Here is a 14,394-nt window from a genome sequence, read left to right as displayed (position 1 = left end):
AAACCGGGGGATCATGGCGGGCACGCTTTTGTAACCTGACTGGCCGCCAGCGCCTATATTGACGTTGACGCCCTGACAATCGACCATCGCATCGCCCCCCCCCAAGGAGCCGCCCTCGCCCATGGCGCAGCCATCCAACGCAGGCAGTTTTGCTGAAATGCAGCAACTGGAGAGCATCCTGGAAGCCGGCGCCAGCCGCCTGGATGCCTGCCGCGTTGGCGAGGTGCAGGCAGGCGGCCAGTGCTTTCCCTTGTACACCGCCAGCATCGGGTCGAACGATCCGCACGCGCCCGCCATCGGCTTTTTTGCCGGCATCCATGGCCTGGAGCGCATCGGCACGCATCTGCTGCTCGACTACATGCGCATGCTGCTGTGGCGCCTGGAGTGGGACGAACTGCTGGAGCGCCAGCTGCAATCCGTGCGGCTGCTGTTCATGCCGATCGTCAACCCGGGCGGCATGTGGGCGGGCGCGCGCGCCAACCCCAATGGCGTGGACCTGATGCGCAACGCGCCGCAGGACGCGGTTGGCCGGGTGCCGCCGCTGGCTGGCGGCCAGCGCGTGGGGGCATGGCTGCCGTGGTACCGAGGCAAGCGCGGTGCGCCCATGGAGGTGGAAAGCACAGCCATGCTGCAAGTGGTGGCGCAGCAGTTGCAGGGCCGGCCCTTGAGCTTCGCGCTGGATTGCCACTCGGGCTACGGCTGGGGCGACAGCATCTGGTTTCCCTACGCGCGCACCGCCGCGCCAATGCCGCACCTGCCCGAAATGTTTGCCCTCAAGACCATGTTCGAGCAGGCGCATCCCCACCATGGCTATGCCTTCGAGCCGCAGAGCCGCCAATACCTGCTGCACGGCGACCTGTGGGACTGGGCCTACGACCACACGCCGCCCGGCAATATCTTCCTGCCGATGACGCTTGAGCTGGGTTCCTGGCTGTGGATCAAGAAGAATCCCCGCCAGTTGTTCTCGCGCCAGGGATTCTTCAACCCGGTCAAGGCGCACCGCACCGCCCGCGTGCTGCGCCGGCATGCCAACCTGCTGGATTTCCTGGCCCGCGTGGCCTATGCGCCCGAGCGCTGGCTGCCACGCGGGCAACGCCGCCAGGAATTGCTCGACCGCGCCAACGCGCAGTGGCCCTGGGGGCCGCCCGGATGAGCGACTGGATATTGCTGCGCGGCCTGACACGCGAAACCCGCCACTGGGGCGTCTTGCCGGGCGTGCTGCAGACCCACGCCGGCATCGGGCCCGTCACCATGCTGGACCTGCCTGGCAATGGCGTTGAGGCGGCCGGGCGCGCGCCAGCCAACGTAGCTGCCATGGTGGCGTTCCTGCGCGAGCGTGCCGCCAGGCAGGGGCTGGCGCGGCCGTACCGGCTGCTGGCGATGTCGCTGGGCGCCATGGTGGCGGCGCAATGGGCGCAGCAGCACCCGGAGGAGATCGGCGCGCTGGTGCTGGTCAACACCAGCATGCGGCCCTTTTGCAGCGTGGCCGAGCGGCTGCCGCCGCGCAACTGGCCAGCACTGCTGGGCATGGCGCTGCGCTGGCACCACGCCTCTTACTGCGAGCGCATCATCTACCGGCTGACCTGCAACGCAAGCGCGGCCTTCGCGACGGATGTGGCGCAATGGTGCGCGATTCGCAGCAGCGCACCGGTAAGCCGGGCCAATGCCCTGCGCCAGCTATGGGCCGCGGCACGCTATCACGCGCCGGGTGCGCCGCCGGCCTGCCCGACGCTGGTACTGTCGTCGGCGGCGGATCATCTGGTCGATCCGGTGTGCTCTGCGCGCCTGGCCGAAGCCTGGGGTGCGCAGCACCGCCGCCATCCCTGGGCGGGGCACGATTTGCCGCACGATGATCCAGCCTGGCTGGCTGGCACGGTGGCGCGGTGGCAAGCGGCAACCAGTGCCAGCCATCGCTGAAGCCATGCCCTCATGCCCTCATGCCTTCATGCCTTCATGCCTTCATGGATGCACGGACTTCACGCCTGCGCGGCAGCGGCACGCCACATGGGTAGGGTGCTCCTGTAGCAGCCTGCGCACCACACCGTTGGTCCAGCCAAAGCCATCCTGCAGCGGATACTCGCCGCCCCCGCCGCCTACGGCGCCGTCCTCTGTGAGCTGCAGGGCGTATTTCTCCACCAGCTTGTACTCACGCTGGTAAAGGCTTGCCACGGTCACCAGCCAGCGATGGGCGATCTCGTGCGCAAGCGCCGCTTGCCCGGAACACGCAAACCCGCCAATCGCCAGCCATTGCAGCGGCGCCCAGCCGTTGGGCAAGTCCCACTGCTGGCCGCTGACGTGCTCCGTGGTGGCAATGCCGCCGGGCTGCAGCAGCCTCGCGGCCACGGTTTGCGCCACCCGCGCTGCCTGCTCGGGGGTGGCCGCGCCGACGTAGAGCGGCACCACGGTCGCCGCCGTCAGGTTGGCGCGGGCGCGGTGGCGTTGCCAGTCGAAATCGAAGTAGGCGCCCTCGGCCTCGCGCCACATGAGCCGGTCGATGGCCTCCCGGCGGGCCTGCGCGCGCTGGGCGAAGACCGGTGCGTCGGCATCGCCGGCGGCCTGGGCCAGTTCGGCGAGCTTGTGCTCCAGCTTGAACAACAGGCAATTGAGATCCACCGGCAGGATCGCCGTGGTGCGAACGGACTCCAGCCCGCCGCCGGGTTCCTGCCAGCGCGAGCTGAAATCCCAGCCCGATTCGGCCGCGGCGCGCAGGTCGCGAAATACCTCGGCGGCCGGCCGCGCCGCCAATGCGGCCGTGCGGATATCTTCGATATAGGCTTCCTCGCGCGGGGTGTCGCGCTCGTCCCAGTAGCGGTTCAGCAGGCTGCCGTCGGCCAGCCTGACCACGCGCCGGCACACCTGCCCCGGCGCAAGGCAGTCGGCGCCCCGCATCCAGAAGGCGTACTCCTTGCGCAACTGTGGCAGGAAATCCAGCTCGGGCTGCACGCCTTGGTCCTCGAACAGCTCCACCATCAGCGCGAACACCGGCGGCTGCGAGCGGCTCAGGTAGTAGCTGCGGGTACCGTTGGGGATCACGCCATAGGTGTCGAGCAGGTAGGAGAAGTTGTCCGCCATGCCGCGCAGCAAGCCGCCCTGCCCGCTGGCGGCCAGGCCCAGCATGGTGAAGTACGAATCCCAGTAGTAGAGCTCGGAGAAACGCCCGCCCGGCACCACGTAGGCATGCGGCAGCGGCAATAGCGAGCATTGCGGCGGGTGCTGCGCGGGATGGCGGGTCAGCACCGCCCACAGCCCGTCGATATGGTCGGCCAGCGGCTGGTTGGGGTCGGACTCGTAGCAGCTGCGCGGCACCTCGGGCAGCACGAAATGCGCGTCCACAAAGGCGGCAAGGTCGAAGCCGGGAGCGCCGGCGCGAGCGCGGTAGGCGGCCAGGATGGTGGCCGGGTCCTGCCGGGGCATGGCGTCGGTGAAGGTCTTGCTGTCGGGAAAAATGCGCCCCATTTGCACCGCCACGAACAACTCCTGGTAGCGATCGGCGGGCGTGAGCGGATCGGCGTGGGCGCAGCCTGCCAGGCGGTGCGGGGCGAGTGTCTGGCCACCGGTGGGGTCGCCCACCTCGCGCACATGAGGCTGGCCGGCCGGCTGGCCGCCTTCGACGGTGATGCGTGGTGCCACGGCCACTCCCGGTTTTTACCCGTGTGGCAGCGCGGGAGGCTGCCGACAAGCAATGAGAGTGGCTGGCGGGCGGGCGAGTTCCACCGCCGCGCAAAGGCGCCGCGTGCGGCCCGGACCGCGCGTCAAGCGCACGGATCGCAACATGCGCGCACAGGATGCATCGCATGCGCCGGATGCGCCGCCTAGCGTTCCGGTGTCTGCGTCGTCACCAGCCGCGGCCCGACCACGGCGTGGGCGCGGCGGAAATGCTCGAGCGGCTGCGGGCGCCCGAGCAGGAATCCCTGCGCTTCGTCGCAGCCCTCGGCCTGCAGCAGGCTGAGTTGCTCGTCGGTCTCCACGCCTTCGGCCAGCACCGGGATCGCCAGGCTCTGGCCCAGCGCCAGAATGGCGCGGATGATGGCCTTGGCCTGCTGGCTGTCGGAAATTTCCGCGATAAAGGTGCGGTCCAGCTTGATCTTGTCGAACGGGAAGGAGCGCAACGTGTCGAGCGACGAGTAGCCCGTACCGAAATCGTCGATGGCAATGGTCACGCCCAGCGCCTTGATGCGGCGCAATATGTCCAGCGCCCGCTCCTTGTCGCCGATGATGGTCGATTCGGTGATTTCGAGTTCCAGCCGTCCCGCCGCCAGCCCGGTCTCCTCCAGCACTTGCGCCACCAGCGTGACCAGGTTGCCGTGGGTGATCTGCACCGGCGACAGGTTGACCGAGATCTTGCGCGGGAACGTCCACTGCGCGGCTTCCTGGCATGCGGTGCGCAGCACCCACTCGCCGATCGGCAGGATGGCGCCGCATTCTTCAGCCAGGGGGATGAAGCTGTCGGGCGCGATCAGCCCGCGCTCGGGGTGATGCCAGCGCAACAGCACCTCGCAGCCGATGGCCTCACCGCTGGCAATGGCAGTCTGCACCTGATAGTCCAGCACGAACTGGTTGGCGGCAATGGCGGTCCACAGCTCGCCTGCCAGCGCACGCCGCTCGCGCTCGGCCTCGTCCATCCGGCTTTCGTAGAAGCAGATCGATTCGGACAAGCTGCCCTTGGCGCGGTACATCGCCAGGTCGGTATTGCTGACCAGCTGGTCGCGATGGGTGCCGTCGCCGGGATAGATCGCAATCCCGATGCTCGCGCCCGTGGTCAGGTCAAAGCCATCGAGCCGCACCGGCTCGCTCAGGCATGTCACCAGGCGCGCGCTGAAGTCGCTCAGCTCGGCCTGCCGCTCGAAACGCTTCACGGCAATAAACTCATCGCCGCCGATGCGAGCGATGAACTCGCCCGGCTCCAGCTGGCTGGCGATGCGCTGGGACACCGCGCGCAGCACGGTGTCGCCGGCCGCATGCCCGTGCAGGTCGTTGATTTCCTTGAAGCGATCCAGGTCGATGCCAAGCGTTGCCACCCGGCTGCCCTGCCTTTGCGCGCGCTGCAGTTCTTCGTCCAGGTAGTCGTTGAAATAGCTGCGGTTGGGCAGGCCGGTAAGGCCGTCGTGGCGCGCCATATACTGGATCTTGGCTTCGATGCGGCGCTGCTCGGTCACGTCCTCGCAGGTGGTCACCCACGAGCCGTCGGCCATGGCGCTGTGCGACAGCGCAATGGCGCGCCCGTCTGGCAACGCTTCCACGCTGCGCCATTGCTGGTGGCGGCGCAGGATCTCGCGGTGCCGCTCGCAAAGCGCTTGCGCGTATTGCTCCGCGCGGTCGTCGGACTGACGGGCCTCGGCCTGCATATCGCCGCCAAGGCGGCTGGCGAGCACGCTGGGTGCCGCGATTTCGCTCTCGCGCACGCCAGCCATGGTACGGCACAGGGCGAGAAAATCCGCGCCTGGCACCAGCGCCGCACCCGCACCGCGGAAGATGTCTTCCATGCGGCGATTAGTCAGGATGATCGTGCCATGCGGATCGAACAGGCACAGCCCCTGCGACATGTTCGCAAGAGCCAGGTCCAGCGTGCGCGTCACCTCCGCAATGCGCTCGGCGTCGGCCTTTTGCTGCGTCATGTCGCGCGTGACCTTGGCATAGCCAAGCTGCTTGCCCTTGCGATCGAAGATCGGCGTGATCAGCACGTGGGCCCAGAAGCGGGAACCATCCTTGCGCAAGCGCCAGCAGCCTTCCACCGCGAAGCGGCCTGTCTCGCGCGCCTGCCGCAACGCCTGCTCGGGCAGCCCTGCGGCGCGATCCTCCGGCGTGTAAAAACACGAGAAATGCGCACCCAGGATTTCATCCCGGGTGTATCCCTTGGCCCGCTGCGCGCCGGGGTTCCAACTGCTCACGGTTCCGGCGGGATCCAGCGCGTAGATCGCGTAATCGGTCACTCCGAGTACAAGCGTGCGAAAAAGTTCGGTCTCTCCGGGAGGGCCTTGGATGTGCGGCATGTAGGGTGCGGGTGTAGGGTCGATGCCGTCTCGTGCAGCGCTCGTCCCGACGAAAGGACAAGCCGCGTGCAAACGACAATCGACGGAACCGGCGCAGCCTGTGTGCCGGGACGTCGATTGGTATAACGGCAATGCGGCCGCGAAGTTTACCCTTGCGCCGGCAAAGCGCAACCCTGCGCGTCGCAAGCCGGACCGCCCGCTCCATCCTGGCTGCCCGCCTCCATGCGCCCGCCCTGCTGCGCAACCGCCCGCGCCAGGCTCTCCTGCCACGCCCCCGCGTCGCCAAGGAACGGGCCCACGTCCAGCACCGCAAATTGACCGGTGCCGTTTTGCAGCGCAAACGTGGGAAAGCCATGCCCGCCCAGACGGTTCAGCAGCGCGCGGCTGGCAGCCATATGCGCCTGCGTCTTGTCACCGCCAATGTCCAGACAAAGGCCGGCAAAGCGCTGCGAGTCCAGTCCGGCCTGCCCGGCAAGATCGGCCAGCACCTGCGCATCGGCAATGCGCAGCCCGTCCACATAGTGCGCATGCTGCAGGCGCGCCAGCAGGCCGGCGGCGGCCTCGACGCCGCCCAGCGCCTGCGCGGCCAGGATCGCGGTGGTGGGCGGCGCGGAGTCCATCATCGCGCTCTCGTCGCGCAGCAAGCCTTCGAAATAGCGCTCGCCGAACGGCTGGCCGGTGAGCGCGGCGATGCGGCGGTCGTGCGGCATCACGTAGTCGCGCCATTGCGCCGTGATGCGGCGGCGGTTGGCGCCGGTGAGCATGCCGCCGCCGTGCAGCGCGAGCGCGAGGCCAGGCACGTCGCGCGCGGCACGCACCAGCGGCGCGGCGCCGTAGCACCAGCCACACAGCGGATCGTAGATGTAATGCAGGGTGAGACCGGACATGATCAATGCTTCCTGAGATTTGATGCTGGCGTCATGCGCATCGCGAAACGCGAAACGCGGCTTGGCGCACCGCCGTTATTTTGCAGGCCACTGCATTTCGCCCTTGATGACCTTGGCGCTCAGATCGAGCGAGTCCAGGCCGCCCAGCTGCGGATAGTGCTTTTGCATCGCCGCGCTCAGCGCCTTGGCATCCGGCGCGCGCGCCGCCTCTTGCTCAAACGTGCGCAGGTAATCCCGCGTGAAGCGCACCGACGCCAGCGTCTGCGGCGCATCGTCCAGATAGTGCCCGGGCACGACCCGCGCTGGCTTCTTCGCCGCGATGCGATCGAGCATGGCGATCCAGTGCTGGCGCGAGGCCGGTGTTTGCGTATCGGCCACCCAGACGTGGCTCTTGCCGAAGACCACCACGCCGCCGGCCACGGTCTTGAGCGACGGAATCCACACCACCGTGCGCTCCGGCGCCGGGCCGTCCAGGCCCAGCACTTCCAGCTTGCTGCCCTCGAGCTCGATGGCCTTGCCGGCCAGCGGCTCGGGCAGCACCAGCGCCTTGGGCGCATTGTCCTTCAGGATCGGGGCCCAGTAAGCCAGCTTGCCCGACATGGATGCCTGGATGGCCGCCACCGTTTGCGGCGTGGCGACGATCCTGGCCGCCGGGAACGCGGCCTTGAGCACGTCCAGCCCGAAGTAGAAATCCGGATCGCTGTGGCTGATGTAGATGGTGGTGAGGTTCTTGCCGCTGGCGCGGATGCGCGCAACCAGCCCCTCGGCGTCGTTGCGCTGGAACTGCGCGTCGATCAGCACCGCGTCGTGCGCGCCGGTGACGAGTTCGGACGAGACCGGGAAAATGCTCTTGGTGCCGGGGTTGTAGACCTCCAGCTTGAGCGTGGATGCGGCCACTGCGGGCGTGCTGGCGACGATGCCCAGGCACAAGGCGGTGGCGAGGCCGCGCACGAATCGGTTCAGGGTCAGGCTGGAGGGCATCGGGAGTCTCACATGGCTGGGATCAAGGAAGCCGCCAGCTTAATTTGCACAGACCGGTACAAAAACCCCATAGAATGGACATCTTTGTTGCATTAATCGATTAAATAGGGCGACAAGCTACACCAACGCCGCCCGCCAACCCATCCCATGGACCGCATCACCGCCGCCGAAGTCTTCGTCGCCATTGCCGAACGCGGCAGCATGACGGCCGCCGCCGAGGCGCTGGACATGTCGCGCGCCATGGTCACCCGTTATCTCGCGCAGATGGAAACCTGGGCCGAGCAACGCCTGCTGCACCGCTCCACGCGCAGCCTGAGCCTGACACCCGCCGGGGAGCAAGCGCTGTTGCGCTGCCATCAGATGCTGGAGATCGCCGCGCAGATGGCGCGGCCCGAGCATGAGCGCGCGGGCATGCCGCGCGGCATGCTGCGCATCAGTTGCGCGCAATCGCTGGCCGAGTCCGTGCTGGCCGCGGCCGTCACGGCCTACCTGAAGCGCTATCCGGAAACCGCCGTCGACCTGCATATCGGCAGCCAGGCAGTCAACCTGGTGGAGGCACGCATCGACCTGGCGATCCGCATCACCAACGACCTCGACCCCAACCTGATCGCACGCCCGCTGGCAAGTTGCGCCTCGGTGATCTGCGCCGCGCCTGCCTACATCGCCGCCCACGGCATGCCACGCCAGGCGCGGGACCTCGCCATGCACAACTGCCTCACCTACTCGTACTTCGGCAAGAGCCTGTGGCAACTGGAACGCGCGGGGGAAACGCTGGCGGTGCCGGTGCAGGGCAACCTCAGCGCCAATGAATCGACCGTGCTGCTGGCCGCCGCGGTGGCGGGCGCCGGCATTGCCATGCAGCCGCTCTACTCTGCCGCGCCGCTGCTGCGCAGCGGACAACTGGTGGCCCTGCTGCCCGGGTGGCAACCGCAAGCGCTTGGCATCCACGGCGTCTACGCATCGCGCCGGCAAATGCCGGCAATCCTGCGCACCATGCTGGACTTCCTTGCGGAGCGCTTTGCCGCGGACCCCGGATGGCAAGGCGCAGGAACCGCAGCGAGGCTTCCGGGCTAGGCGGGGCGGAGCGCCCCGCCCGCCGCATCACAGCCCCTTCAAAAGCCCCTTCAAAGGCCCCTTCGCTCAGGGCAACACGGGATTCGCCTGCGCGTTCGCCACGCGCCGGTCGGCATCCGCCTGCAGCAAGAAGCGCCTGGCCACCAGCCCGGCGGCCACGCTCTGTACCTTGGCCACATAGCCGGCCTGGTCGGTGTAGAGCGACTCCAGCGAGGGCCGCGTATCGCCAGCCGCAATGCGCGCGGCCTCGGTCTTGTGGAAGGGAATGTAGCTGCCGCTCAGGTTGACCAGATCCACAATGCCCGGCGTGGCCACGTAGTTGAACTCCAGGCTGGTGCCCACTGGCGCGTCCACGTCGACGCCGTGGATGCCGGCCTTGGTCAGCCCGGTCTGCGCGTCCACCTGCGGCACCATGATGGCGTAGTCCCGTCCCATGTACGACGGCGGCAGCAAGGTCGGGATGCCGGACTCATCCTGCGGGCGATAGGTCGGGCCGTAGTCGAGCAGCGGGAAGCCGTTATAGCGCGCCAGGTACTGCAGCGCGGGAATCGCGGCATTGCTGCCCGCGCCGGCCCAGGTAATGCCCTTGGTCACGGGGAAGGTCAGCTGATCGGGCCGCACCAGCGTGCCATCGGCGATGGCCGGAACCTGGCTGGCCGGCGGCGCGACATCACGAGCCACCCAGTCTTCCAGCGCGACGAACAGCGCGCGGAAGGTATCGGCAAAATCGACCATGGAACCCGCCGGGTACACCGTCGACGCTGGCGCGTAGCTGATCACAGGCGACTTGCCGCCGTGCTGCGTGCTGGCGTAGTAGTAGATGCGCGCGTTGTCAGGCTGCTTCAGGTCGGCAAAGCCGTAGGGATCGGTCAGCACCGGCGAGCCCTGCAACTGCCAGAACTCCGTGCCCGACAGGCCGAGGAAGAACTTCGGGCAAGTCTGCGTAGCGGTGCAGCGCTGCATGACGCCGCCACTGCGGCCCGCCAGCGTGTCCTGGTAGTCGGCGGCCAGCCCGCGCGGCGCGGTCTGCCCGAAGGCGCGATGGTCGGTGCGCAGGCCACCGCCGCCGCCCGGCACGGCGAAGCGCGTGTTGATATTGGTCTGGCGCGCGGCCACATGCGCGTAGATGCCGTCGAACACCTTGCTGCCATCCAGCGCCTGGTTAAAGCCAAGATGCAGGAAGGTCTTCATCGCGTTGCCCGATTGCGAGGTGCCCTGCCCGATGGCAAAGCGCACCGCGCCCGCCACCGGATTGGGCGTGCCCGCCGAATCCGCGGCCTGGTGCCGGAAGAACGTGATGGTGTCGCGCAGCGCCGCCAGGCCCACACCCATCACCTTCGGGTCTTTCGCCACGTAGGTGATCTCGTAGAGGTAGCCCGGCACGAAGCCGCCCTTGAGGCAAATGTTCGCAGCGTCGGCCTTGCCTGGGAAGGGGTTGCCTGCGTTATCGCAGGTGGCGAACTTCCAGTCCGTGGCGGGAATCGCTACGCGCGGGTCGGTCTCGTTTACGCGCCGCGTCAGCGTGTAGCCCGGCAAGGTGTTGTCGAGGCTGGCCGGCGCATAGGGAATCATCGTGCTGTTGAACACACCGCCCGGCAGGCTCATCGACGGGCTGGCCACGCTCGGGATCAGCTCCGCCGCATACGGGCCGGTAATGCTGCTGCCGTCCTTGTTCTTTGCCACCGGCACCGCCAGCGTGAGCCTTGCCGCCGAGCTCTTCGGCACATCGCCCTGCCAGGCCGAGTACAGCAGCACGTAGCCGCGCTCGAAGTAGAGCGAATCCCCGGGCACCGCGGTGGGGTTCGGCATGGTCAGGATATTGCCGCGATTGGGCGCGTCGTAGCGCAGCACGCCACCCGCCTTGCTCATGTCCTTGGGCTTGAGCATGACGAATTCCGTGGTGTACTCCACAAGCCCGCGGCCATTCACCGGGGCCAGCGCCAGGTCCTGGATGATGGCGTTATGCGCATCGGCGGGATCGACCTCGCCCTTGAGCGTGCCGGTGAGCTTTTCGTAGGCGCCTACGTTGCCGTAGGTGCCGGGCATGTCTTCCCGCGCGGTGATGGTCAGCGTCATGCCCGGGGTGGCCGCCGCGGTGGACGTGACGGCGGTGCCCGTGTTTGCGCTCTCGTCGTTGCCGCCGCAGGCGAGCAACGGCAAAGCTAGCGCCAGCGCCGCCGTGCGGCGCGCCAAGGTGGTCTCCATACTTGCTCCTCTCTTGTCGTACGCCCTGCTAAGGGGGGCGTTGGCGCAAAGTGTAGGGAGCGCGGCAATATAAGGTAAATGGATAGTTTCGATGGATTATGCGGATAAACCGCTGAATCGCTTTTTGGCAGCGCCCATCGGATTGGGGACCAGATGAGCACGCAAGCGCTACCAGAAACTCCGCCATGCAAGCGTGTCCAGCCAACTTGCCACCCAGCCGGCCCCATAAAGGCCCAGGCCGAATATCCCGTGCGTGACGACGCTATGCAAGCGCGCGACGCCCGGGCGCGGAGTACGGCTGGCGGCAATGCCCGCCCCCATGGCTGGCTGCATCACGAAAAACGGTGCCGCCACGCTGCCGATTCCCACCATCAGCGCCGGGCCAAGCGTTGGATGACGCGCCCAGCCAAGGCCCCAAAAGGCCAGCAGCGTAGCCGCAAATGCGATGCCGATCAGGTAGTGGGCGATCCAGCCAAGCAGGCGCTCGCCCTGCACGGACGGGGAAGCCGCAATGGGGTGGTGACAAACGCGCCCGCGCACCAGATGGGCGAGCCAGCGGCCCACCAGCGCATAGTCCAATGGCCGAATGCCGAGCAGCCGCTCGCGGGCGGCCGCCCAGATGTCCATCACCACCGTTGCGCCCGCACCGATCAGCAGCGCAAACATCAGATAGTCGATTGCTTCAGGCATTGGCTGCCTCCATCGGGGCGGCTGACGCAGGCGCCCGGGCGCCGACCATCCAGCAAGCCGCGGTGTAGCGAACCTCGGGGCCGTGCACATAGGGATCGAAGGCGGCGCGGACCGTTTCCATGACTTGCGCGCGCGTCTGCTCGTCCGCCTGCTGCAAGATCAGGCCAACGGGGCCGAGCCGGGAGAGGTAGCCGACCAGTTCGCTCTCGGGGAAGGTGCATTCCACGTTGAGCGGCCGGATGTCGATCTCGGCCCAGCCGCTCTCTTCCAGCACGGAAGAGACCCAATGCCCGTCCGCGAAGGAGAACTGCCCTGGCGCACCTGGCCGGCGGGCGGGCATGCTCGGCAGCAGCGGCGCAGCGGCGCGCTCGGCCGTCGTCATGAACGGATTTTCCGCGGCACTGCGCCACGCGATAAAGCAGAGATCTGCGCCGTCCCGTGCGGCGTGGCGCAGGTTCTTGAAGGCCAGGACCGGGTTGTCGAAAAACATGACGCCGAAGCGCGAGATGATCAAATCGAAGCTTGCGGGCTCGAAGGCATGGTTCTGCACGTCGGCGCGGATGAAGGATGCGGTGATGTCTTCGCGTTCGGCGCGCGCCCGCGCAGCGGCGATCATTGGATCCGAGATGTCGGCACCGGTGCAACGGCCCTTCGCGCCGAGCCGCCGCGCTATGGCGAGCGTGGTGGCGCCCGTACCGCAGCCCACATCCAGCACCCGGTGCCCGGCTCCGGCGCAGACCGTTTTGACGAGCAGGTCTTCGAAGGGCTTGAACATCTGGTCGAGCGGCGCCTGCGCCTCGGCCCAGGCGCGCCCGGAGCGGCCCCTCCAGAGCGCCGCCTGCTCGCTTTCGGCCTGTTGTGTGACGTCCATGATCGTTTTCCTTTGCTGCCCCAGGGAGCGGAAGCTAGACTGTGCCAGTTCAAGTCGACTTGAGGTCAAGAGGGTGAAAAGCCTAGACATAGCCGAAGTGGCGCAGCAGTCCGGCGTTCCCGCATCGACGCTGCGGTTCTATGAGGAAAAGGGGCTGATTGCCTCTGCCGGCAGGCGCGGGCTGCGCCGCCTGTTCGATGCCGGCGTGCTGGAACGGCTGGCGCTGATCGCACTGGGGCGCGCCGCCGGCTTCTCGCTCAACGAAATTGCCCTCATGTTCGCGCCGCAGGGGCAGCCGCGTATCGACCGGCAGATGCTCGCGGCCAAGGCGGATGAACTGGACAGGACGATCAAGAAGCTCAGCGCCATGCGCGACGGCCTGCGCCACGCCGCCGCCTGCCCGGCGCCTAGCCACATGGAATGCCCCACCTTCCGCCGCATCGTGCAAGCCGCTGCGTCCGGCGCCCTTGGCGCGCCGCCGAAGAAGGCGCCGCAGTCACCGCGGAGTTAGCGCGGAGTACGCACCATCGGGGTGATCATGCTCACGCTGTGATAGGCTCGCGTGCCGAGCATATCGCCTCGAAGTCGGATTCCGGCCCATGTCCCATTTCTCCTCCGATCGTGCACCCGTGGAACTCCATCGCCTTGACCCCACAGCCGCAACCCCTGCGCAATGGCAGCAGTTTCACGCGTTTCGGCGGCTTCGGTTAGGTCAAGACTTCCCGGAAGATCCGGTCATGCCGGACCACGAGGCAGAAGATGTCCTGCGCCAGCAGCACCCGATCTTCGAAACCCAGCGCTTGCTTGCCCTGCGCAATGGCGAGACGGTTGGCATCCTGACCCTTTCTCATCGTCGCGCAGGGTCACCCGGCAGCGAGGATTACCTCGACCACGTGGACGTTGCGGGCGGGGTGCTGCTCGATCAGCGGCGCCAAGGCATCGGCAGGGCCCTTCTCAAAGGGCTGGCGCACTTCATGGACCGGCAAGCCAAGGGCATCGCGACAGCCAAGGTTCACTTGCCCGACGGGCACGCATTCATGGCGCGGATTGGTGCCGATTGCAAGCTGCGCCATGTCGAGAATCGCCTGTTGTTCGACCAGGTGGACTGGGATGAACTAGATCGATGGGTCGAGCCTCCCGTCTTACGCTCCCCGAAACTATCCTGGGAAATCCATGCGGGGCGCGTGCCAATGGCTACGCTCGAACCGCTGATGGAACCGTTGACGTCGCTGCTGAACGAACAGCCGCTAGGGACCCTTGACATGCCCCCTTTGCGCTACGAGCTTGCAAGCTACCCGGCCTGGTATGCCGAGATGGACCGGCGCGGCGGCGAGCACTTCATGGTGATGTTGCGCGATGCCAGCGAAGTGGTTGCCGTGTGCGATGCCAGCTGGGACCAACGCTTCCCGGATCGTGTTCGCCAGGACCTGACCGCCGTCGCGCGGCCTTGGCGAGGCCACGGCTTGGCCAAGGCGGTCAAGGCCCGCATGCTCAAGCTTGTTCGACAACGCCATCCCGAGGTGCGGATGGTCGCCACCAACAACGCGAATGCCAACGCGGCCATGCTCTCGATTAACCGGCAACTGGGTTTCTCTGTGCACCGGGAGCAGGCAACGTATCAGCTTGGAAGGGATGCATTGAAAGAATACCTGGCAGGCCGCGGGTGATGTATTTGGGCGCGACCAACACAGATGCC

At 67.2% G+C, this 14,394-nt stretch carries 12 protein-coding genes; 5 read left to right on the top strand and 7 right to left on the bottom strand.

From position 1 onward, the window contains the following. The first annotated feature begins 121 nt into the window (after positions 1-121). Positions 122-1,153: a M14 family zinc carboxypeptidase gene (locus AC1DQR_RS01115; RefSeq protein WP_416052401.1), complete on the top strand. Its 1,032-nt coding sequence runs from the start codon at positions 122-124 to the stop codon at positions 1,151-1,153. Then, the gene (locus AC1DQR_RS01110) at positions 1,150-1,917 is read left to right on the top strand and encodes an alpha/beta fold hydrolase (protein ID WP_416052400.1); all 768 of its coding nucleotides are present in this window, start codon (positions 1,150-1,152) and stop codon (positions 1,915-1,917) included. The genes AC1DQR_RS01115 and AC1DQR_RS01110 overlap by 4 nt, the downstream gene beginning before the upstream one ends. A gap of 42 nt (positions 1,918-1,959) precedes the next feature. Here the strand turns inward: AC1DQR_RS01110 and treF are convergent, their stop codons facing one another. From treF to AC1DQR_RS01090, 4 genes are all read right to left on the bottom strand, one after another. After that, positions 1,960-3,630 carry an alpha,alpha-trehalase TreF gene (gene treF / locus AC1DQR_RS01105; protein ID WP_416052399.1) on the bottom strand — a complete coding sequence of 557 codons (1,671 nt, stop codon included), beginning with the start codon at positions 3,628-3,630 and terminating at the stop codon, positions 1,960-1,962. A 182-nt stretch (positions 3,631-3,812) separates the two neighbouring features. Next, entirely contained in the window at positions 3,813-5,930 is a 2,118-nt protein-coding gene (locus AC1DQR_RS01100) for a sensor domain-containing protein (RefSeq protein WP_477132357.1), read from the bottom strand. Positions 5,931-6,136: 206 nt separating this feature from the next. Next, the gene (locus AC1DQR_RS01095) at positions 6,137-6,877 is read right to left on the bottom strand and encodes a DsbA family protein (protein WP_477132356.1); all 741 of its coding nucleotides are present in this window, start codon (positions 6,875-6,877) and stop codon (positions 6,137-6,139) included. A gap of 75 nt (positions 6,878-6,952) precedes the next feature. Next, the gene (locus AC1DQR_RS01090) at positions 6,953-7,858 is read right to left on the bottom strand and encodes an MBL fold metallo-hydrolase (RefSeq protein ID WP_416052396.1); all 906 of its coding nucleotides are present in this window, start codon (positions 7,856-7,858) and stop codon (positions 6,953-6,955) included. Between the two features lie 147 nt (positions 7,859-8,005). Here AC1DQR_RS01090 and AC1DQR_RS01085 point away from each other — a divergent pair, with 147 nt between their 5' ends. Then, positions 8,006-8,932 (top strand): LysR family transcriptional regulator, encoded by a 927-nt coding sequence (locus AC1DQR_RS01085; protein ID WP_416052395.1) that lies wholly within the window; start codon positions 8,006-8,008, stop codon positions 8,930-8,932. 66 nt (positions 8,933-8,998) lie between these two features. Here the strand turns inward: AC1DQR_RS01085 and AC1DQR_RS01080 are convergent, their stop codons facing one another. From AC1DQR_RS01080 to AC1DQR_RS01070, 3 genes are all read right to left on the bottom strand, one after another. After that, positions 8,999-11,137: an alpha/beta hydrolase domain-containing protein gene (locus AC1DQR_RS01080; RefSeq protein ID WP_416052394.1), complete on the bottom strand. Its 2,139-nt coding sequence runs from the start codon at positions 11,135-11,137 to the stop codon at positions 8,999-9,001. A gap of 168 nt (positions 11,138-11,305) precedes the next feature. Next, positions 11,306-11,827, bottom strand: coding sequence for a DUF2938 domain-containing protein (locus AC1DQR_RS01075; RefSeq protein WP_416052393.1), 522 nt, complete (start codon positions 11,825-11,827; stop codon positions 11,306-11,308). Continuing rightward, a complete protein-coding gene (locus AC1DQR_RS01070; protein ID WP_416052392.1) occupies positions 11,820-12,698 on the bottom strand; it encodes a class I SAM-dependent methyltransferase in 879 nt (292 codons plus the stop codon). The genes AC1DQR_RS01075 and AC1DQR_RS01070 overlap by 8 nt, the downstream gene beginning before the upstream one ends. A gap of 73 nt (positions 12,699-12,771) precedes the next feature. Here AC1DQR_RS01070 and AC1DQR_RS01065 point away from each other — a divergent pair, with 73 nt between their 5' ends. Further along, positions 12,772-13,209 carry a helix-turn-helix domain-containing protein gene (locus AC1DQR_RS01065; RefSeq protein ID WP_416052391.1) on the top strand — a complete coding sequence of 146 codons (438 nt, stop codon included), beginning with the start codon at positions 12,772-12,774 and terminating at the stop codon, positions 13,207-13,209. Positions 13,210-13,297: 88 nt separating this feature from the next. Then, on the top strand, positions 13,298-14,365 hold the full coding sequence (locus AC1DQR_RS01060) for a GNAT family N-acetyltransferase (protein WP_477132355.1): 1,068 nt from the start codon (positions 13,298-13,300) through the stop codon (positions 14,363-14,365). Positions 14,366-14,394 lie beyond the last annotated feature (29 nt).

This window comes from Cupriavidus sp. 05L411 (assembly GCF_056398045.1).
Note: the sequence above shows the minus strand (reverse complement) of the source record. Positions and strands in the feature narration are given on the sequence as shown.